The 22,437-nt window shown below is 28.3% G+C and carries 19 protein-coding genes and 1 other annotated feature; of the genes, 14 read left to right on the forward strand and 5 right to left on the reverse strand.

Annotated features, from left to right (window positions below; genetic code table 11):
* Window positions 1–3: 3 nt before the first annotated feature.
* A complete protein-coding gene (locus BN2409_RS11970) occupies window positions 4–909 on the reverse strand; it encodes a selenium metabolism-associated LysR family transcriptional regulator (protein ID WP_053956858.1) in 906 nt (301 codons plus the stop codon).
* Window positions 910–1,094: 185 nt separating this feature from the next.
* Between BN2409_RS11970 and BN2409_RS11975 the strand changes: the two genes are divergently transcribed.
* Window positions 1,095–2,234, forward strand: coding sequence for an RNA-binding domain-containing protein (locus tag BN2409_RS11975; protein WP_199873013.1), 1,140 nt, complete (start codon window positions 1,095–1,097; stop codon window positions 2,232–2,234).
* Window positions 2,235–2,245: 11 nt separating this feature from the next.
* Here BN2409_RS11975 and BN2409_RS11980 read toward each other — a convergent pair whose 3' ends face one another.
* The gene (locus BN2409_RS11980) at window positions 2,246–2,686 is read right to left on the reverse strand and encodes a hypothetical protein (RefSeq protein WP_053956860.1); all 441 of its coding nucleotides are present in this window, start codon (window positions 2,684–2,686) and stop codon (window positions 2,246–2,248) included.
* 147 nt (window positions 2,687–2,833) lie between these two features.
* Here BN2409_RS11980 and BN2409_RS11985 point away from each other — a divergent pair, with 147 nt between their 5' ends.
* The 4 genes from BN2409_RS11985 to BN2409_RS17265 all read left to right on the forward strand — a co-directional run bounded on the left by BN2409_RS11985 (window position 2,834) and on the right by BN2409_RS17265 (window position 4,706).
* Complete coding sequence (locus tag BN2409_RS11985) at window positions 2,834–3,145, forward strand: YkvA family protein (protein ID WP_053956861.1); 312 nt, start codon at window positions 2,834–2,836, stop codon at window positions 3,143–3,145.
* A 75-nt stretch (window positions 3,146–3,220) separates the two neighbouring features.
* On the forward strand, window positions 3,221–3,760 hold the full coding sequence (locus BN2409_RS11990; protein WP_053956862.1) for a cob(I)yrinic acid a,c-diamide adenosyltransferase: 540 nt from the start codon (window positions 3,221–3,223) through the stop codon (window positions 3,758–3,760).
* 163 nt (window positions 3,761–3,923) lie between these two features.
* Complete coding sequence (gene hpt, locus BN2409_RS11995) at window positions 3,924–4,463, forward strand: hypoxanthine phosphoribosyltransferase (RefSeq protein WP_110943105.1); 540 nt, start codon at window positions 3,924–3,926, stop codon at window positions 4,461–4,463.
* Window positions 4,464–4,538: 75 nt separating this feature from the next.
* Window positions 4,539–4,706, forward strand: a complete 168-nt coding sequence (locus BN2409_RS17265; RefSeq protein ID WP_199873014.1) for a hypothetical protein — start codon at window positions 4,539–4,541, stop codon at window positions 4,704–4,706.
* A gap of 67 nt (window positions 4,707–4,773) precedes the next feature.
* Here BN2409_RS17265 and BN2409_RS12000 read toward each other — a convergent pair whose 3' ends face one another.
* Window positions 4,774–5,280 (reverse strand): hypothetical protein, encoded by a 507-nt coding sequence (locus BN2409_RS12000; protein WP_053956864.1) that lies wholly within the window; start codon window positions 5,278–5,280, stop codon window positions 4,774–4,776.
* Between the two features lie 150 nt (window positions 5,281–5,430).
* On the opposite strand from BN2409_RS12000, the gene BN2409_RS12005 reads away from it, so the two are divergent.
* The 4 genes from BN2409_RS12005 (at window position 5,431) to BN2409_RS12020 (ending at window position 10,610) form a co-directional block, all read left to right on the forward strand.
* The gene (locus tag BN2409_RS12005; RefSeq protein ID WP_110943106.1) at window positions 5,431–6,009 is read left to right on the forward strand and encodes a flavodoxin family protein; all 579 of its coding nucleotides are present in this window, start codon (window positions 5,431–5,433) and stop codon (window positions 6,007–6,009) included.
* Between the two features lie 111 nt (window positions 6,010–6,120).
* Window positions 6,121–6,696: a phosphate propanoyltransferase gene (gene pduL, locus BN2409_RS12010; protein WP_278320222.1), complete on the forward strand. Its 576-nt coding sequence runs from the start codon at window positions 6,121–6,123 to the stop codon at window positions 6,694–6,696.
* A 361-nt stretch (window positions 6,697–7,057) separates the two neighbouring features.
* Window positions 7,058–8,767 (forward strand): methyl-accepting chemotaxis protein, encoded by a 1,710-nt coding sequence (locus tag BN2409_RS12015; protein WP_053956865.1) that lies wholly within the window; start codon window positions 7,058–7,060, stop codon window positions 8,765–8,767.
* A gap of 63 nt (window positions 8,768–8,830) precedes the next feature.
* Window positions 8,831–9,116, forward strand: a binding site (T-box leader).
* 114 nt (window positions 9,117–9,230) lie between these two features.
* Window positions 9,231–10,610, forward strand: a complete 1,380-nt coding sequence (locus tag BN2409_RS12020; protein WP_053956866.1) for a sodium-dependent transporter — start codon at window positions 9,231–9,233, stop codon at window positions 10,608–10,610.
* 46 nt (window positions 10,611–10,656) lie between these two features.
* Here BN2409_RS12020 and BN2409_RS12025 read toward each other — a convergent pair whose 3' ends face one another.
* Together BN2409_RS12025 and BN2409_RS12030 are read right to left on the reverse strand one after the other, a co-directional pair.
* Window positions 10,657–12,126, reverse strand: a complete 1,470-nt coding sequence (locus tag BN2409_RS12025) for an alanine/glycine:cation symporter family protein (RefSeq protein WP_242847960.1) — start codon at window positions 12,124–12,126, stop codon at window positions 10,657–10,659.
* 14 nt (window positions 12,127–12,140) lie between these two features.
* On the reverse strand, window positions 12,141–12,902 hold the full coding sequence (locus BN2409_RS12030) for a dimethylarginine dimethylaminohydrolase family protein (protein ID WP_053956868.1): 762 nt from the start codon (window positions 12,900–12,902) through the stop codon (window positions 12,141–12,143).
* Window positions 12,903–13,127: 225 nt separating this feature from the next.
* Between BN2409_RS12030 and BN2409_RS12035 the strand changes: the two genes are divergently transcribed.
* The 5 genes from BN2409_RS12035 (at window position 13,128) to hsdR (ending at window position 22,436) form a co-directional block, all read left to right on the forward strand.
* Window positions 13,128–13,823 carry a M48 family metallopeptidase gene (locus tag BN2409_RS12035; RefSeq protein WP_053956869.1) on the forward strand — a complete coding sequence of 232 codons (696 nt, stop codon included), beginning with the start codon at window positions 13,128–13,130 and terminating at the stop codon, window positions 13,821–13,823.
* Between the two features lie 67 nt (window positions 13,824–13,890).
* Window positions 13,891–14,430, forward strand: coding sequence for a PadR family transcriptional regulator (locus tag BN2409_RS12040; RefSeq protein ID WP_053956870.1), 540 nt, complete (start codon window positions 13,891–13,893; stop codon window positions 14,428–14,430).
* Window positions 14,431–14,676: 246 nt separating this feature from the next.
* Window positions 14,677–15,093, forward strand: a complete 417-nt coding sequence (locus BN2409_RS12045; protein ID WP_053956871.1) for a YjdF family protein — start codon at window positions 14,677–14,679, stop codon at window positions 15,091–15,093.
* A 220-nt stretch (window positions 15,094–15,313) separates the two neighbouring features.
* Window positions 15,314–18,370 carry a hypothetical protein gene (locus tag BN2409_RS12050; RefSeq protein ID WP_053956872.1) on the forward strand — a complete coding sequence of 1,019 codons (3,057 nt, stop codon included), beginning with the start codon at window positions 15,314–15,316 and terminating at the stop codon, window positions 18,368–18,370.
* 799 nt (window positions 18,371–19,169) lie between these two features.
* Window positions 19,170–22,436 carry a type I restriction-modification system endonuclease gene (gene hsdR, locus BN2409_RS12055; RefSeq protein ID WP_053956873.1) on the forward strand — a complete coding sequence of 1,089 codons (3,267 nt, stop codon included), beginning with the start codon at window positions 19,170–19,172 and terminating at the stop codon, window positions 22,434–22,436.
* Window position 22,437: the final 1 nt, after the last annotated feature.

Below are 22,437 nucleotides of genomic sequence, written 5' to 3' on the forward strand. Positions count from 1 at the left end.
TTTTTATAATATGCTTTCATTTTGAGATGTGAGCATAAAGGTTTTGAAAGTTTCTGCTAAAGGAGATAAAGTTCTAGGTTTATAATATACGAAATAAAATTTACGCAAAGTATCTATATGAATGAGTTCAATTTTTTTAAGAAGATTAAATTTCATTTCATCTTGTATAGCTAAATTAGAAATGATACTTATACCCAATCCATTTCTTACACATTGTTTTAGAGCCCCTGTATTTTCTATGTAAGCTACTATATGTAATTGATCTAAGGATAAATCATGATCATGAAGGATTTGTTCAAATATTTTTCGAGTACCAGATCCTTTTTCTCTCAATATAATATTTTCTGTTAATAAAAAATCAATAGATACATGATCTATATTTTTGTAAAGATCTTTATTAGGGGCAATAAGTACTAGATTATCTTGGAATACCTCAATATATTCTAGATGCTTGTGATCGATTTTTGCACCTACAAAGCCAAAATCTATTTTACCATTTAAAATGGATTGTACTACTTGCTCAGAATCATAATGTAAAAGATTGTATTGTACTTCAGGATATTTTTTATGAAAGGATTGAAGTAGTGGAGGCAATATATATTGTTCAGGAATTGTACTGCAAGCAATTTCTAGGGTACCTTCTATTCTATCTTTAAAAGATTCTAAAGAAAACAAGGCTTGTTCTCTTTTGTTTAAAATTTCTATAGCATGTGTAAATAATATTTCACCAGCTTTTGTTAAGGTTACCTTTTTATTAGATCTATTGATAAGTACTGTACTTAATTCATTTTCTAAATTTTGGATATGATTGCTGATAGTAGGTTGGGTTAAAAAAAGGGCATCCGCTGCTTTGGAAAAACTTTTTAACCTAGCAATAGTTATAAAAGTTTCCAGTTGTCTAAAGTCCATTAGGTCACCCCCTAAGTTTATAGTCTATGTTAATAGTATCATTTACTAGAATAATTATCAAATATTTGTTTTTTTTAGAAAAAATAAGGTATACTGAATACATAAAATGAAGCATATGATAGTATAACAATCATTTTACCATCTTTGAAGGGAATGATTTTATGAATCTGCAAAAACTTAAAATTTTGCTTAAACAAAGAGAAGGAATGAAACTAGATTTTAAGGAAAGTCTTCATCTTGAGACAGAATCTCAAAAAAAAGAATTTGCAAAGGATGTTATTGCCATTGCTAATAGTATTGGGGGAAGAGGATATTTAATTATAGGAATAAAAGATAAAGAAAAGAAGATTATAGGAATTCATCCAAATCATCTGATGGAAGAAAGATTGCAACAAATTATTAGTCAACGATGTGATCCACCTGTTAATATTAGAGTAGAAAATGTCTTATACGATGAAAAATATATAGGAGTTATTACTATTTTTAAAAGTTTTCAAAGACCACATCAAATGAGACAAACTGGAGCTTTTTATATAAGAAGAGGATCTACTACAGATATAGCAAGAAGAGATGAGATTGCAAGTATATTTCAAGAAGTAGGATTGATCCATAATGAACTTACACCTTTATACAATTTAGATATAGATGTTTTAAATAGAGTATCTATTGGCCAATATATGAATAAAATGGGGATGAAAGCCTATAAGGATCTTGAAAAACAGATTTGGAGCAGTCTGGGTATTATTTATTTAGATAATGAAACAAACCAAATGCATCCTACTATTGGAGGACTCTTGCTTTTTTGTGATAATCCTCAGATATATTTAAGTTATTGTGGGATTAAGATTATTACATTTGATAAAGGAAAAAAAGTCATTCATATGATAAATGGTAATATCATTGATATGCTTAATAAAAGTAAACAATTTATATGCAATTATCTAAAAGATATAAATTATCCTAAGGAAGCTATTTATGAATGTATTGCAAATGCTGTAGTTCATAGAGACTATACAGACATATTAAGAGATATTGTAGTTTTAATAGGAGATGAAAAGATAGAAATAAGCAATCCTGGAACTCTTCCTAAGGGAAGTAATATCCATACGATTATGAGAGATGCAAATCCATCTAAAAGAAACCATTGGCTTTATGATAGACTTTTATTATTAGATGATCACAATCAATTTCTAAGGACAGGGATTGGATTAGAAAAAATAAATAAAATTTTTGAAACGATAGGAAAAGTGAAATTCTTAAATTTAGAAAAAAGAAATATTTTCAAAGTAGTCATGCCTGGAATAAAATGGGCAACAAAAAGATAAAAGGAAAACTTTTATCTTTTTTTTATAAATATAGGTTTTATGGAAAGAATCATAGTACATAAATCTTTCTTTTGAAATTTATTTTTGATACAAAGTTCTAGATGATGTGAATTTTTTATATGAAAAAAAATCATATGAAAATCTAGCGGAAGTATATTTTGAATAAGAGTAGTTAGAATTTTTTGATCTAAATTTCTTTGTACATATATTTTAGGAATACAAAAATCTTTAATATGTACATAAGAATAAATTTTTTCATAAGAAAAAGCAAGAACAATTTTTATACCATCTTTAGAATGATAAATAAATTCCCAATGATCTTGTAAAGAATGAGTAAGTACTTGGCAAGAAAACTTTTGATTTGTCATTTTTTCAAATGTTTTTGTAAGTTGCATCCATTTCATAGGAAAAAATTTTTCGTAGATGGGAATAGGATTCTTTTGTTTTTTCATATAGAGAAAACCTCCTGTTTTAAAAGCTTGTCTCTGTTATTATATATGAAGGAATAAAAAGGATTATTCCTTTATACACTTAATTTTAAATAAAGGAAATAATAAATATATTATAAAAGAGTAAAAATAAAGAGAGGATTTATTCTTATGAAATTATTCAAGAAATCTATAAAAGTATTCAAAAAAACAAAAGGAATTTATAAATTCATTAAAGATCCTGAGGTTTCCAAATGGAAAAAAATAATGATATTTGGAGCTATTGTATATGTAATCAGTCCAATTGATTTAATACCAGATCCTGTATTTGGTTTAGGATGGATAGATGATGGTATAGTCATAGGTTATATAATTTCTAGAATTTCTAATGAATTAGATAAATATATAGAAAAGGATTCGGTATCGTTTAAAAAAGGGAAAATTATTGAGGATGTAGATTATAGAATAGATGATGAGAAATAATAATGCATGAAGTAGTGAGTGATTATATGGAATAGGTTGGGTATATAATAAAAAAAGGTATAGGAGGTAATGATTATGAAGATTTATACAAAGACAGGAGATAAAGGACAAACTAGTCTATATGATAACACAAGAGTAGATAAAGATAGTATAAGAGTTGAAAGCTATGGAACGATTGATGAATTAACCTCTATATTAGGAGTAGCAAGAAGTTATATAAAAGATCAAGAAATAAGAGATATTATATATGATGTTCAAAGGCAATTATTTGATGTAGCAGGAGAGCTTGCTACAAAGAATCGTGAAAAATTTCCAGAAAAAATAAAGGAAGAACATATCAATCAATTGGAAAAAATAATTGATGTTTATGTAGGAAAAATGGATTCTGTAAATCAGTTTATTATTCCAGGAAGTAATATAGAAAGCGCTTATTTGCATGTAGCAAGAACCGTTTGTAGAAGAGCAGAAAGAAGAATACTTACATTGAGTAGACAAGAGGAAGTAAGTCCTATTTTGATTAAATATGTAAATAGACTGTCTGATTTGATTTATGCGTTAGGAAGGTTTTTGGAAACAGATCTAGCATATGTAAAATTTGAGAAACCATCAAAATAGATGGTTTTTCTATATATGATCTATAAAATGTCTACTATTTTAAATAGATAGCTTTTATTTTAAGTGAAAAAGACGAACGATATAGAAGATTTAAAAATCAATGTACACTTTATAAGAAACTATGCTATAATATCAGTATGAAAAAATAAAAGAGGTGAAAGTTGTGAAAGAGGATATAGCACAAATATTATTTAGTGAAGAAGTATTGAATGAAAAAGTAGAAGAGTTAGGGAAACAAATTGCAAAGGATTATAAAGATAAAGATCTTTTAGTTGTAGGGGTTTTAAAAGGTGCAAATGTATTTATGAGTGATTTGATAAGAAAAATAGATCTTCCAGTATCTATTGACTTTATGGCTGTCTCTAGTTATGGATTTTCTACTACTAGTTCAGGTGTAGTAAAAATTATAAAAGATTTAGATGATAGTATAGAAGGAAAAAATGTTTTGATTGTAGAAGACATTATTGATACAGGACTTACCCTTCATTATTTATGTAAAAACCTTCTTTCAAGAAAGCCTAAGAGCTTAAAAATATGTACACTATTAGATAAGCCGGAAAGAAGAAAAATAGATTTAAAGGTAGATTATAAGGGATTTGACATACCAGATGAATTTATTATTGGTTATGGAATTGATTATGCTGAAAAATATAGAAATCTTCCTTATGTGGCTATACTTAAAAGAGAAGTATATGAAAAATAAAATATGACAAGAATAAAAAAAAAATTACTCCTCATAATAATATAGAAACTATTTATATTCTATAGGAGTGATAATATGAACACTAATTTTGAAGAGGTAAAACAAAAATTTAAAAATGCAGATGTAGATGAAAAGATAAGAATATATACAACTACTGAAGGATTAACAGTAGAACAATTTAAAGAACTTTTAAAGATGTTTCCTCTTCAGTATTTAGACAAATTAGAAAGAGCCATGGCGTAGTCTTTATAAGAGTGCAAATCAACCCATACTTTATGGTTCATAAAGTACGGGTTGATTTGCATTTTGACTATACTTTTTTTTTATAATTCAATATCTTAGACCATTCTAAAGGAATGGGTTGTCCATAAAGGATATATTCCTTTAAATAGTTGGATTCAGTATGGCTTAAAAATTTTATTGGAATACATAAAGTATATCCATTTTGAGATAGTATTTTTTTTAGTTCATGCTTTTCTTTGATGTAGAGTGGGATCACTTTTTCTATTTCTCGATCTTTACATAATACAGCAGTTTTGTATGCATGTTTGTATTTGTTTTCTTCTTCTAATTCTATATATCTTGTGATTTCTCTATTTATGTATTCAATAAGATGATTCTTAAATTTTTGATCCTTTTCAAGTTTCGGATAATCTTGTAGCCAAGAAGGCTTTGGTTTTTTTGTTAAAATGGTTTCTACAAAAAAATCATATTTTAAAGAACCATTTTTTAATCCTTTATAATATCTTCTAATATTTTTTTTGATATGATTTTGTAATTCAACTTTGGTGTGATCTGGTAAATTTAACGTTTGCACAATGAAACCTCCTCTATTGAACTATTACTATTATTACCGAATATTATAAAAATTATAAAAATTTAGAATAAAATTCAAAAATAACAAAGATTGTTTTGAATAGAAAGTTTATATATAATAAAAAATATATAAAATAGAGGAGTGAAAAAATTGAAAGCATTAGTGATTTTAGGAAGTCCTAGAAAAAACATGAATACAGATACGCTTTTAAATAAAGCAATAGAAGGAATGAAAGAGAATGATATAGAAGTAGAAAAAGTAGCACTTGTAGATTTACAAATTCATCCTTGTACTGCATGTGGGGCTTGTGAAAAAACAGGATTTTGTATCATAAAGGATGATATGAGTAAGCTTTATAAAAAATTTGATGAAGCAGATATTGTGATCATAGCTTCTCCTATTTATTTTAATTCTATCAGTAGTTTAACAAAAATTATGGTAGATCGATGTCAGATGTTTTGGTCTAGCAAATATGTTCTAAATCAACCATCTATCAATCAAAATAAAAAAAGAAGAGGTGTATTTATTGCTACTTGTGGAAGTATACAAAAAGGGCAAGAATTTTTAGGAGCAACTCTTGTAATGGACTTATTTTTCAAAGCTATCAATACAAAGTATATGTATAATCTTTTGGCACAAGACACAGATCAAGTATTTACAGGGGATAGACCTAAATTATTGCAAGAAGCTTTTGAAATAGGAAAAAAATTGGCTGAAATTTCAAAATAAGACAAAAAAATATTTTTTCATTGATTTTTTGAACTGATACATATATCATAGTAATGTGAGCATTTTATATATAAGTAATGCGATACTATTTATAGATTAGGGGTGTTTTTTATGTCAAAAATTTTAGTACCTGTTGGATTATCCAATAAACATATCCACTTAAGCAAAGAACATATTAATATTTTATTTGGAGAAGGTCATGAATTAACACCAATTAAAGACTTAGGACAACCTGCTCAATTTGCCTGTGATGAAAAAGTTGATATTGTAGGTCCAAAAGGAACATTAAAAGGTGTGAGAGTATTAGGTCCTGCAAGAGAAAAAACTCAAATTGAGATTTCACTTGCTGATGGATTTGTATTAGGAACTAAGGCTCCAATCAAAGCTTCTGGAGATTTAGCAGGAACTCCTGGTGCAAAAATTGTAGGACCAAAAGGAGAAGTAGATTTAGAAGAAGGAGTTATTGTAGCTGCAAGACATCTTCACATGCATACTTCTGATGGAGAAAAATTTGGAATCAAAGATAAAGACATTGTAAAAATCAAAGTAGATGGAGAAAGAGGAATGATTTTTGAAAATGTCTTGGCAAGAGTAGGAGATACACATGCTCTTGAATTACATGTAGATATGGATGAAGGAAATGCAGGAGCAATGAAAAATGGACAAATGGTTGAAGTAATTAAATAATAAAAAAAACAATATTTCGGCTGTTTATAAAATGTAAAAAAGGAATTCCTTTTAAAGGAATTCCTTTTTTAAGTGTTTAATCAAGAAGCTTGGCTATTGGTACAACACACAATATGAAATAATAGGTTATATTATATACTATAAAGAGCAGTTAAATGACTTTGCATTTATATAAATTCAACATCTTCTTTAGAGGAAGCTTTATTTTATATATAAAAAATACACAAAATTTTTATAAAAATAAAGGATGCTACAAAGCTTAATAGAAATATACAATTATACAAAATATGATAAAATATAACAAGATTCGCAATTTCATTAAAATATATAATAAAGGGTTTAAGGAAAGGAAAGAAAAAGTATGAAACTAAATATTAAATCAAAATTATCTTTAAGCTTTATAATACTATTCATCATCTTTATAGGGTTTTTAGTATATATGCAAAGCATTATGAATGATGTGAACGATCAATCTTCTATCATTGCTAGTGAAGAAATACCCTGTATTCGTCTATTACATTCTATTAATACTATGGCTTTTGATTTTAGAATCAAAGAATTTGATCATATTGCCTCTGCAACGATTGAAGAAAAAGAAGATTTAGAAAAAGAGATGAATGAAAATAATAGAAAGATTCAAAAAGAATTAGAGGATTATAAAAAATATATTAAACAAGAAGAAGAAAGAAAAATATTTGAAGATGTAAAAGTTAAATGGAATCAATACATAGATATTCATAATCAAATTATAAATGTAAGTAGAGAATTTAATAAAGAACAAGCAGTATATATAATGTCTAATGAATCTAGAAAATTATTTTATGACATATCAAGTAAATTGGTAGAGCTTTTACAATATAATGAAGATAGTGCTAAAAGATCTAGTGAATATGGAGATCATCTTTATAAAAGTTCTATGAAAAAAATGTCGGGGGGAATTATCACATTTTTCATATTAGCAGTGATCATGGCGGTTTTAATTATTAAAAGTATTATTCGTCCTATTAACATATTAAAACAAGAATTAAATGCACTAGTAGAAAATGGGGGAGATCTAACCCAAGAAATCAATATAAATAGTAAAGATGAAATGGGAGAATTGGCTTATGCAATCAATAGATTTTTACAAGATTTAAGGGGGATGATTCAATCCATCTCTCAAGTGTCACAAAATGTAAGCAACAATACCAATATATTAAACCAATCCTCACAAGAAGTACAAACAGGAAATGAACAAATATCTGCTACCATGCAAGAGATGGCAGCCGGAATAGAGCAACAAGCGCATTCAGCTAGTGAAGTTTCTTATGCAGTAGAAGGCTTTAATCGATTAATTGAACAAGCAAATAAAGATGGGCAAGAATTGAATGATTTATCTATGGTTGTTTTAAATATGTCTCAAAAGGGAAATGATCAGATGATAGAATCGGTAGAACAAATGAATTCTGTAAATAATACAGTTAAAAATTCTGTTGTAAAGGTAGAAGAATTGGAAAAAAAATCAGAAGAAATTTCTACATTAGTGCAAGTAGTCAATGAAATTGCTGGACAAACTAATTTATTGGCATTAAATGCTGCTATAGAAGCAGCAAGGGCAGGAGAAGCAGGAAGAGGCTTTGCAGTTGTTGCAGAAGAAATTAGAAAGTTAGCTGAACAAGTAGAGCAATCCCTTGAAGAAATTACAAAGATAGTAGTAGGAATACAATATGAATCTAAATCAATGGGAGAATCTTTGAAAAAAGGATATTTGCAAGTAGAAGAAGGAACTGCTCTTGTGAAAAATACAGGAAAAACTTTTGAGGAAATTAATCAAAAGGTTTCTTATATGGGAGATAGGATTAAGGAAATATCTAATCGTTTAATAGAAATTACTAACGATAGTCAAAAGATCAATACATCTATTTCAGATATTGCGTCTATCACAGAAGAAAGTTCAGCAAGTGTAGAGGAAACTACAGCTTCCATAGAAGAGCAAAATAGTCATATGCAAAATATATTAAGTCAGGTAAATGAAGTATCTAATTTATCAGGTCATTTAAATGATATGATTGACAAATTTAAAATTGAATAAAAAATATTTCAAAATAATTGACTATAGATTTAGAATATGATAAAATATATAAAAATAATATAGAAAAAGATTATGACAGAGAGAAAAGCATTGAAACTGTAACTACAGAGAGTCAGGGTAGATGAGAGCCTGATGTTATAAGACGATGTGAATATTCACTCTAGAGTTTTTGTTCCAAAAGGTTTCCAAGTAGGAGCAAAGGGTTGTCTCCCTTATCAAGACTACAGTTTAGCTTTTAAATATACTTGATCAATATATTTTAAGGGCAGACTGGAAAAGAGATGATCTAGATGGTTTTATCATATAGATCAAGTAGAGTGGTACCGTGAATCCAAGCTTCGCCTCTATATAGGGGCGAGGCTTTTTTATTTTCTCAAAAAGCGCTTTGTATTAGAAAATATAAACGAAATGTGACTGGTCAAATGTGAAAAAATATATTTGTTTAAAAAAGAGGAGGGTTAAAATGGATATCATAGAAAAAGGTCAAGGAAAGCAAAGAGATCAATGGACATCTAAGATAGGGTTTATCCTTGCTGCAGCAGGTTCAGCAGTAGGTCTAGGCAACCTTTGGAAGTTTCCTTATAGTGTGGGAACAAATGGTGGTGGAGCGTTTGTTATGCTTTATTTTATATTTTTAGTTTTGATAGGCTTTCCTCTTATGCTTGCTGCTATTACAATAGGGAGAAAAACTCAGCTTTCTGCTGTAGGTGCATATAGAAGTATTAAAAAGAATTGGGCTTTTGTAGGAGGATTAGGTGTTGTATGTGGATTCTTTATATTAGCGTTTTATAGTACTGTAGGAGGATGGGTAATTTATTATTTGGTAAAAGCACTAAGTGGAGGTTTAGCTATTAAGGATCCAAAACTTTTAGGAGAAATATTTGGAGGATTTATATCTTCTCCAACTGCTAGTATTGCTTATCAAGGAATATTTCTTTTGATCACATTACTCATTGTGATAAGAGGAATTAGTGGAGGAATAGAAAAAGCCAGTAAAATAATGATGCCAGCACTTCTTATTTTATTAATTATGATAGCTATAAGATCTGTAACACTTCCTGGAGCTATGAAAGGAATAGAATTTTTCTTAGTACCTGATTTTTCAAAAATAGATATGAATGTAATTATGAACGCATTAGGGCAGGTATTCTTTTCTTTAAGTATAGGAATGGGTGTTATGGTCACTTATGGAAGTTATTTAGACAGAAATACGAATCTTTTAGGACCTTCTAATTCTATTCCACTATTAGATACTGCTGTAGCTATGGTAGCAGGATTTGCAACATTGCCAGCAGTATTTGCGCTAGGATTTGAAGCTTCTGAGGGACCAGGGCTGATGTTTGTTACATTGCCAGCAGTATTTGCTAGTATGCCTTTGGGAAATATATTTTGTATATTATTTTTCATACTTGTACTTTTTGCAGCTCTTACTTCTTCTATATCTATGTTAGAAGTATGTGTATCCTATTTTGTGGATGAAAAAGGTGCAGACCGAATAAAATCTTCTATTATTATTTCAATTATCATATACTTTGTAGGATTGCCAGCATCTTTATCTATGGGACCTTGGAGTGATCTTCGTATTCTTGGAAGTTTAAATTTCTTTGATTTTTATGATAAACTAACTTCTAATATACTTCTTACTTCAGGAGGATTATTTCTTTCTATATTTGTAGGATGGATATGGGGAGCAGACAATGCAATAAAGGAGATCAGAAGAGGAGGCGTAAAATTTTCTTTAGCGCCTATATGGAAATTTTTAATAAAATTTATTGTTCCACCAGCAGTTTTTATCATTCTAATCAATTCATTCAAAGATGTGATTAGTGCCATATTGTCATAAAGTAAAACCATCTCTAGAATAGAGATGGTTTTTTTATGCAATGTAATTATTTGAATTTTTGTGTATTTAGTTTATTCCTATCTTCATAAAATACTTTGAAATCAGGATCAACCTTACCAATTCCTAAATATTTAGCTTTATAGTCTTTTAGTAATTCCATAAATCTAGGGAACAATAATACTAAAGCTATAACATTAGCAAAAATGGGCAAAGCTGATGATGCATCTGAAAATAGCCAAACTATAGTACCTGGAAACTCATAATAAACTGCAATAAATACTAAAGCTAAACTTGGTATTGGGTAAAGCCATTTATACAAATTTAATAATAAATCTTTCTTTTTATTTTCTCCTACAAGATATCTTACAACAACTTCCATTTGAGCATATATACCAGAGGATGTGGTAAGACCAAATAAAAATACTCCTATAGCTATGATAATTTTAGCTGGTGTTCCTATTCCTACTTCAAAGGCAGAAAGAGTAAGAGTAGCTCCATCTAAACCAGAAGACCATTGACCTGTCATAATTATAGTTAAAGCTGTAATAGAACATATTACAAAAGTATCAATAAAAACTTCAAATACTCCCAGTATACCTTGATTTATAGGATGATTTGTCTTTGCAGAGGCATGTATCATAGGGGCAGAACCCCAACCTGCTTCATTACTGAATACAGAACGTGACATCCCAACTTTTATAGCTTGAGAAAAAGCTGCTCCTGCAAATCCTCCTGTTGCAGCTGTACCAGTAAAGGCACTTTTGAATATTAATTCAAAGGCATAAGGCAATTGAACTATATTTTTAAATATAATAAAAAGTCCACTACTTAAATAAAATAAAACCATAAAAGGAACTAGAATGGAAGCAATTTTACCAAGAGATGTAAGCCCACCTGCTATCATGATATATAGTAATACGGTATATATGATCCCTGAGGTGATCATATTAATATTAAAGGTATCTGCAATGGCTTCAGCAACAGTATAGGTTTGTATATTGATAAAGAAAGCTACAAGAAATCCAAAAGCAAAAAGAAAACTCAAGAAATGGTATAGTGATTTCATTTTCTTTTCTGCGCCAATACCTTTTTGCATATAGTAATTTGGACCACCATATGCATAACCATAGGTATTCTTAGAGCGATAATGAACTGCCAAAGTGATTTCTGTCATTTTTATGATTTGTCCAACAAGACCAGCAACCCACATCCAAAATATAGCTCCTGGACCTCCAAATGCAATAGCAGTAGCTACTCCTCCTATATTTCCTACTCCAACTGTTGTTCCTATTGCAATATTCATAGCTTGTAAAGGTGAAACTACACCATCGCTTGTTTTATCAGGATTTTTTTTAAATACCTCCTCCTTTGTTTTTCTAAAGGCATGAGATAGATATCTACATTGAAAAAAATTTGTAGATATTGTAAAATAAAGACCAGCTCCTAATATTATCACAATAAGAGGTACACCCCACATATATTCCCAAACGAGAACTTCTAAAAATTTTAAGAACATCATATGCCTCCTTATTAAAATCTAAGAGATAAACAACTAAGGCCTCCGTCTAATTTTTTGTATTCTGATGTGTCTACTTCAATCACACCATACCCTAAATCTTCTATAGCTTTCTTAGTCTTTGGATATCCTTGTGGGACTAATACATAACCATTCATCCAAATACAATTAGCTCCATAACTTTCATCTTCGGGAATGATTATTTTATTAAAATCTTTAAATCTTGGATCTTCTATGAATTCACCAGCTATTAATAGGTTATTGTTTTCTAAGTAGGCTAAACCTGTTTTTAAATGAAGTACTTCTTTTAGAGGTACTATAGTTCCGCTATAACCATACTTTCTAAGGAATTCTATAAATTGTATAGCCCCTTCTTTATTAGTTCTGTTGGATAATCCTATATAGAAAAAATCTCCAACCATCATAACATCTCCGCCATCAATAGTTCCTGGAGCTTTTACTTCTTCTATATTTTCATAAAAACTTTTTAGAGTTTCATGCATAAATATTTTTTCACCATTTCTTGAATCAGCTCCTGGATTACATATGATTGCACATTTTTTAGTTAATACAGCTGTATCTTCTACAAAACAAGAATCGGGATACTCTTCTAGAGATTCTAGGATAGTTACTTCTACTCCTGTTTTCTTTAAAGCTTCAACATAAAAGTTATGTTGTTTTAATGCTTTTTCATAATTTGGTTTGCCCAAACATTCAGATCCTATTCCATCTACTATAGATTTACCTGGTTTTCTTACAATAACATTTTTAAACATCTTTAATTCCTCCTAAATATTTCATTTTTTATAATTATACTTATTAATGAATAAAAATTCAAGCGTAATATAAAAAAATTATAAATTAATTCTAAAAAATATTATTTTTACATAAGTGAACATACTTAAAATTTTTAAAAGAATAGATGATCGTAGAGATAAAATGATTCGAAAATATAATAAGATAAGATATAATAAATAGAAAAAAGGAGATTAGATATAAAAATGATATATAAAGAATTTGAATTTTCACATATAGTAAAGAAAAGTGATAGAAAAACTTTTGAAATAAGAATAGAACCACCAGATTTAGTTATTTTAAAAGCACCTAAAAAAGCTAAAGAAGAAGATATTATAAAAATTTTAAAAAGAAAAGAGAAGTGGATCCGAAATAAATTACAGCTTTTAAAGAAAATAAATTGTCTACAAAAGCAATACATAAATGGAGAAAATTTTTTATATTTAGGAAAAAACTATTTATTGAAAATAATCATAAATTCTACTGTCAAAAATTCTACAGTAGAAGGAATAGATCAAAATCTGGTGGTAACAATGAAAGAAAATGATCAACAAGCTTTAAAAGATATAGTTATAAATTGGTATGCACAAAAAGCTTTAGAAAAAATAGTCGAGAGAGTAAATGATTTTCAAAAGTATTTTGAAGTAAAACCTAATAAAATTACAATAAAAAATCAAAAAACCCGTTGGGGAAGCTGTAGTTCAAAGAGAAATCTAAATTTTAACTTTAGAATTATCATAGCACCTATTGAAATCATAGATTATTTAGTAGTTCATGAAATGTGCCATCTTATACATATGGATCATTCAAAAAACTTTTGGGGATTGGTAGAAAGTATCATCCCTGATTATAAAAAAAGAAGAGAGTGGTTAAAGGTTCATGGCATAGAACTTATTTTGTAAATGATAAATATATGATTTACAAATATATTATAAAATGCTATTCTATATATAGAATAGGAGGAAGCTTATGACTCAAATTGAAGTTGTACTGTTATCCCTTTTATATGATAAAGATTATTATGGGTATGAAATGGAATTGATTATAGAACAAAGAAATATGAGAGAGTGGACAGATATAGGATTTTCTTCTATTTACAATTCTTTAAATAAACTTCAAAAAAAAGATTTAATAGATTCGAGATATGAAAAAGAATATGGTTCTCCTAAAAGAAAAGTATATTTTATAAAAGAGGAAACAAAGGAAATTCTTAAGAAAAATATTATAAAAAAACTAAGTGAGTATAGTCGTGACCCAAGTGAATTTGATGTAGGCATGGCATTTTCTTATTTGATTTCAAATGAAGAATTTTACAAATCTATTGTAAAACGTAAAGAGAATTTGATAAAAAGGAAGGATTTTATTTTGAAAAAATATCACCAGCATCCTACAGCTCAAACAAGACCACATATAAAGGCTTTATTTGAAAGACCTATTGTATGCATAGATGCTGAAATGAATTGGATTGAAAACTTTATTAAAGAAAATTTTGAAAGAGGAGATGTATAGTATGGAAAAATCTTTAGTTAGTAATGCATTTGAGACTTTTATGAATGAAGCACCAGAACATTTCATTCCTTCCAATAGCACTGAAGGCTTATGATGCTCAGTAAAAACATATAGTAAGTGGTGGAGATAAAAACACAGTTTCGGTTGGTAGTCCGAACCTATCTATCATAAATAGATAGCAGTAACCTTCCCTCCTGGGGTTGTCCATTCTTCATTGATGATGATTGAATCAGGAGGTATTTAAAAATGAAAATTAGTATTGGGTTGACTGTTTTATTTGAAGATCCTTTTTGGATAGGAGTATTTGAAAGAAATTATGATGAAAAATATGAAGTTTCAAGAATCGTATTTGGTTCAGAGCCTAAAGATTATGATGTATATGATTTTATATTAAAAGAATTTTACAATATAAAATTTACGAAACCTATTTTTATGGATAAAAAAATAGATAAAAAAATAAATCCTAAAAGATTGCAGAGGAAAATAAAAAAACAGGTAGAAAACAATGGAATAGAAACAAAGGCTCAACTGGCTATAAAACTTCAATACCAAGAAAATAAAGTAGAAGGAAAAAAGAGATCCAAAGAAAAGAAAGAAGAAGATCAAAGAAGAAGATTTGAGATGAAACAACAAAAGAAAAAAGAAAAACATAAAGGACATTGATATATAAATATAAAAAAGCCTTCTATAGAAAGGTTTTTAAATTGAAATGCTTATAGACTGAACTATTTTAGTCTATAAGCATTTTTTTGAATATCACATTTCATAAGCATTATTAATTTGAAAAATTTAGTAATTCAAGGTAAAATGTATGCAGAACCATTCTATAAAATATCGAAGAAAAAAATAATGCATTGCATAAATTTAGAAGATGGAGGAATGTATGAACTCTATGAGAAATCAAATTTTTCACGAAGAATTATGGAATATGAAACAAGGAGATTTTATTTCTACAGAAGAATATGAGAAAGTTAAAAATGCTTATTCAAATTATTGTCATGTAAGAAACATGCAAATACAAGAGAAGCAAAAACAAAAGAAATCTGATAAAGAACGAATATCGACAGTTCAGCCAAAACCTAAAAAAGTATTATCTTCTCAAGAAATAAGAGAAAAAAACATTAGCTTAGTATTATTTTTAGGTGTGTTTTTTATTTTAATGGCTGGCCTTATTTTGGCTACTACAAATTGGAGTATAATGAATAATATGACGAAAACCATCATTCTTACTATGGTTTCAGTAATATTTTTTGGAATAAGTGTGTTTGCAGAAAAAAAATTAAAAATCAAGAAAACTTCCATTGCATTTTGGGCATTGGGGAGCTTGATGATTCCTATCTCCATATTATCAGCAGGTTTTTTTAAACTATTTGGTTCATGGCTTTCTATTTTTGGAGAAGGTAAATATGTACTTGGAATCATAGGATCGTTTATTTGCTTAGGAGTATATGTATATAGTTCTTTTAAATATAAGAATAGGCTTTATGTTTGGTTTAGTTTTATTACTCTAAGTTTCAATGTGAATTTTATTTTGGCTTCGTTATATCCTCCAAGAGATCTATTTTACTTAGGAATTATTATTTATAATAGTCTACTACTATTAGGATATAGGAAATTAAAAGAAAGAAAAAATATATCTTTATTTATCAATGAGCTTTTTTTATTTATACAATTTAATTTAGGACTTAGTGCATTAGGGATGTTGATTTTATTTGAGAATACAGTTTTTTATGGACTTAATATTATTCTTGCTTCAATCTTATATTTTGGTATTATGCTGATCTATAACAAAAAAGAATATCATTATGTCTTTAGTATATTATTAATTTATGGAATCTATCAATTTGTTGGTCATTTAGAATTGAAAGAATGGGATATAGTTATTTTTGCAACGGTGGGATTTGTATTTTTAGGATTAGATAAGTATTTAATAAAGAATGAAATGCTTAAAAAGAATTTTAAATATACAAGTGCAATCGTACAGATTTTGGTATTTGTATACATACATTTTAAGGGACTAGCAGGAAATATAGAAGAAGGTTCAATAGTAAGATGGATTTCTTATATATTGATTGCTTTTAATTATATGTATTTGTCTTATAAAACTGAAAACAAGATATTTTCATATCTAACGAGTATATTTTTACTCATAGCAGGACGTGAAAAATATTTTATTTTCTGGCCAGAAACCAAGCACTATTATGGACTATTTATGTTTATAGCAACCCTTACTATATTTATTATTTTTTATTATAAAAACAATTGGAAATATACTAGGGTATTAAAAGAAGGGGCTGCTGTTGTAACTTCTATATATTTTCCTTTTTGTATGATGGAAATATTATCCCAAGAACAATATATGATGATTTCTTTATTGTCTTATGTATATGCATGTGTATTATATATACTGCATAAAAATAGTATAAGTTTAATAGGTAAAAAAATAATTCAGTGGATCATGCCTTTTGTAGTATTATTTGGAACAGTTACAATATATGAATCTTTGCGATTGTATAATAAAATATATTATTTTGAGCAGCATTTTGCTTTGAGTTTAGTACTTTTATTTGGACTCAGTATATTTTTTGAAAAGAAAAATAATCCTTTAGAAAAATCATTTTTTATGGTTTCCCAAATATTTATACTAGTTACAAATGCTATTTGTCCAACAAGCACAAATATTTTTTCTTTCATATCTATAGTTGCAATAGGAGCATATATATATAGCATATTTAAATACAAAGAAGAGTTTTTCATTAGAATGTTTTTATATGCATCATTCATTTATTTTGGAAAATTCATTTCAGATATGTCAGTATATTTTCATGTGATGAAAAATTTAGATTACTACATTCCTTTCATAGTAGGAATTTTAGTAGTTGCACTTTGGTTTAAATGTAGTGATCTTTGGAAAAAAAGAATTACAATGTTTTTAATTCCATTTAATATTGTGAGTATTTGTTATATAAACTATTATTTTAAACATCCAATTATAGATTTCTCTTTTATTTTAGGGTACACGATATTGATGCTTACTATTTTACATTATGAGAAACTACAATTATTCAATATCTTACCCCTTAGTTTATTTACCGCATCTTTATATGTTTTTTATGAAGAGGGACTTGATGCTGATCAAAGCAAAATATTTATAATATCTATTGTAGTGTTTATGGTTCTTAAAATAGCAGGAAAATTATTATTTAATAAATTGTATACAGTCAACAAAGATGGAATGAAAGTAAAGATTGTTCACATAGATTGGTATTCAGTATTTTCATTATATATGCTTATTTCAGTATTTTATGATACAGTAGATAATTGGGGTATAGCAGGAAAATTAATAGTACCTGTACTTATGGTATATTTCTTCTATTCACAAATTAAGAGAGTGGAAGAGGAAATGGCTAAAAAAATAATGAAAACAATAACTTTAATAGTGTTAATGATTCCATACTATAGATTATTAAATAATATATCCATACCAAAAGTGATTCAAAGGGAATTGGATATTTTACCATGGATAGGAATACAGGTGATGTCTTCTCGTAAAATATGGACAAAATATGAATCTTTAATGAGAAAAGTAGAGTGGGGCATATTGATTGTAATATCTACAATTTTATTAGCAGATATTGTGGTGTATGGTGATACGAAAGATGCTTTAATATTTGGAGTACTGTCTCTTATTTCTGTAATAGGAGGTATGCAATTTAGGAAAAAATCTTATTTTTTTGTAGGAATAGGAAGTTTGATAATAAATGTTATCATTAAAAATCAAAAATTATGGGCAAATATTCCTTGGTGGGGTTATTTATTAATTACAGGTATAGTGCTCATTACAACAGCAAGTATTCATGAAATGCAAAAAAATAACAAGATATCTAAACTAAAATTAAATATAAAAGAAATAAGAAACAAGTTTAAAGATTGGAAATAAAAATATCATGTAAAGAATTTCTCTTTTTAAAATAATGGAATGATCTGAAGGGGAGAGATAGTTAAATGATATAAAGAAAAGATATTGATTTTGAGATCATTGAGTATTTATTATCTATGCTACTGTATAAATTATAAGAAGTTGTTTCATATTATTAGTATAAAATCATTGATAATAAAGAATGAAAATAATAACACTCGTATCAAAGCTCTTTTCTGGTTAAAATCTTATTTTGATTTTTATCAGAAAAGAGCTTTTTTATTTATACACAAATGAAATCATATTAACTGCATTGTCCACGATCCACTGAATTTTAACACTCTACTTCACTTGTTTGAATAAAAACATACAAAATCTCTCCCTTTTATTCATTTTTAATTTCTTTAAATAATTCATAGGCTTTTTTGAGATTATCTTAAGTTTGCATTTCCTAGTGTAGTAATTTTGTAGTATTTTCTAATCTTACCATCTACAGCTTTCTATTCTTTCTCTAGAAGTCATGTAGGTTCTATAGTGTAAAGGAAAGGGTATGAACTAAGTTTTTCAATCATCCAAGCACCATAGAAAGGTTCCTTTTGGCATGATGAAGGATATGAATTTGAATAAATCCTAGGAAAAGTATGGTAGGTATAGATCATGGTTATATAGATTTCTTTAAATTTGAAAATTAAGTAAAATAGAGGTAAAATAAATCTATATCATAAAAAATGGAAGATTTAATTTATGAATCAGTATGGAACAAACTGAATATTTTAGCAGGGGTTTAAATATTAATACAGTAACATAAGGCGGTGAGAATATGGTTGCTAGTAATTTTAAATTTTTAGAACAAAGATGGCCTATGCTTAGTGACTTAGGAAAGTTAGCTGAAAAGAATATTTATCAAGATTCAAATACAACTTTAATAAAACTAGGTATGTTTGCAGAGTTAATGGTTGATTATATGTTTGCATATGATAACCTAGAAGATCCTTATAGCAATACTCAAGTAAATAAAATAAAAATTTTGAAACAAAATGATTTGTTACCTTATGAGATAGACCAGATACTTTATACATTGAGAGTATCAAGAAATAAAGCAGCACATGAAAATTATAGTAGTGTTGAGGATGCTAAAATCAATACAAGCTTTGCTTTTAAATTAGGAGTTTGGTTTATGCAGACCTATGGAGAGTGGAGCTTTGAGCCAGAAAAGTTTGTTATGCCAATAGAAAGTAATGAGAAGGTGTACATAGATCAGTTAAAGAAGGAAAGTGAAGATTTAACTAAAGATTATGAGAATAAATTAAATCAACTACAAGAGGAGCTTAATCAACTAAGAAGTCAAAATACTGATGAGGATATTAAGGAAAGACAACAAAAATCTGCAAAGGCAGCTTCTTTAATCAAATTAAATGAAGAAGAAACAAGAAAGCTTATAGATGAGCAACTAAGAAGCTGTGGATGGGAAGCAGATACTAAAAATCTTAGATATTCTAATGGAACAAGACCACACAAAAATAAGAATATGGCAATCGCTGAGTGGCCTACTGATGCTGTTGGCTCTAGAAAAAGTGGCAGAGCTGACTATGCATTGTTTGTAGGACTTAAGTTAGTAGGATTAGTAGAAGCCAAAAGAGGGAGCAAAGATATTCCTTCTGATATAGATGATTGTAAGGATTATGCAAAAAAAATTAAAGAAGAACATAATGAATATGTAATCAATAGATGGGGAGATTATAAGGCACCATTTCTATTTGCTACTAATGGGAGAAAATATTTAAAGCAACTAGAGGAAAAGTCAGGAATATGGTTTTTAGATGGTAGAAAGCCTACAAATCATCCAAAGGCTTTACAGTCATGGTATACTCCCAAGGGACTTAAGGATTTATTAGATAAGGATATAGAAAAAGCTACGAAAAGCCTTGAAGAGGAATCTTTTGATTATTTAAAAAATCCAAAGGGGTTAAGTCTCCGTCAGTATCAAATTAATGCTATAAAAGCTACAGAGAAAGCTATTGCTAATGGAAAAGAAAACATATTATTATCCATGGCAACTGGTACAGGAAAGACAAGAACAATTTTAGGATTAGTCTATAGAATGATTAAAACAAAAAGATTTAAGAGAATATTATTTTTAGTAGATAGATCTGCTTTAGGAAATCAAACAGAGGATACCTTTAAAGAAACCATTATTGAAGATTTGCAGACCTTCAATGAAATGTATGATATAAAAGGGCTTGAAGAAAAAATACCAGAGTTTACTACAAAACTACATATTGCAACTGTACAAGGAATGGTAAAGCGAATTATGTATTCAGATGATAGGGTGCCCGCTATTGATGATTATGATTGTATTATAGTGGATGAAGCCCATAGGGGATATTTACTAGACAAAGAAATGGGAGAAGTAGAACTAGAATTTAGAAATCAAGATGATTATGTTAGTAAATATAGAAATGTGCTAGAGTATTTTGATGCTGTGAAAGTAGCTCTTACAGCTACACCAGCTCTACATACTACAGCTATTTTTGGAAAGCCAGTATTTGAATATTCTTATAGAGAAGCAGTAGTGGATGGCTACCTAGTTGACCATGAACCACCTCATCAAATTGTAACGGAATTAAGCAAAGAAGGAATTTCTTATAAAGCAGGAGAGGTAGTGCCTGTATATGATCCTGTTACAAATCAAATCATAAATAGTGCAGAATTACCTGATGATTTAAATATAGAGATAGATCATTTTAATAAAAAGGTTTTAAATGAAAATTTCAATAGAGTTGCTTTAGAAGAAATATTAGACTATATTTCTCCAGAAGGACCTGAAAAGACATTAATTTTTGCAGCAACAGACAATCATGCAGATATAATTGTAAGATTAATTAAAGAGATCTATGAAAAAAAGGGAATAGATATGGACGATGATGCTGTAATGAAGATTACAGGGTCTATTAAAGATCCACTACTTGCCATTAAAAAATATAAAAATGAACAGTATCCATCTATAGCAGTTACCGTAGATTTACTTTCTACTGGGGTAGATGTTCCAAGTATTTGTAATTTGGTATTTTTAAGAAGAGTAAAATCCAGAATATTATATGAGCAAATGCTAGGACGTGCTACAAGATTATGTGATGATATAGAAAAAAACCATTTTAATATATTTGATGCTGTAAGACTTTATGAGGGGTTAGAAAAAGTAACTAATATGAAGCCAGTAGTAGCAAAGAGTAGTGTGAAATTTAGTGCACTTGTGGATGAATTATTACAGCTAGATACACAAGAGAAAAAGAAAAATCATATTGATGAAATTATTGCTAAACTACAAAGAAGGAAAAATAAGATAAAGGATGCAAAGCTAGAGGAGTTTAAGTCGTATACAAATGGAAAAACTCCAGAAGAGTTTATAAAGGATTTAAAGACTAAAGATATAGATGAAATCGTTGAAACAATTGAAAGAAATAAAGAGTTGTTTAGCTCGTTAGATGATTCTAGCTATACTCCTAGAAAAATAATTATATCTAATCATGAAGATAGGCTTATGGAGCATTCTATAGGATATGGTAATGCTACAAGGCCAGAGGATTATTTAGAAGAATTTAAAGCATTTATTAATGATAATATTAATAAAATCCCTGCCCTTGAAATTGTATGTCAAAGACCACAGGAGCTTACAAGAGCTACATTAAAATCGTTAATTTTAGAGTTAAATAAAAATGGATTTACAGAGATGAATTTAAATAGTGCGTATAATCAAATGACAAATGCAGATATAACTGCTGATATTATTAGTTTTATAAGACAACAAGCAATAGGTAGTGCACTTATGGATCATGAAGAAAGAATTAAAATGGCTATGAAAAAAGTTAAAAAGCTACAAAACTGGACAAAAGTACAATTTCAATGGCTAAATAGGATAGAAAAGCAGCTACTAAAGGAGTATATTATTGATAGAGAATCCTTTGAAACAGGTGCATTTAAAAGTAACGGGGGATATGATAGAATTAATAAGTATTTTGGTGGCCAATTAGAAGAAATCATTCAATCAATTAAACAAAACTTATACACTGAAAGGGGAACAGCATAAA

Source organism: Inediibacterium massiliense (genome assembly GCF_001282725.1).
Classification (GTDB): domain Bacteria; phylum Bacillota; class Clostridia; order Peptostreptococcales; family Thermotaleaceae; genus Anaerophilus; species Anaerophilus massiliensis.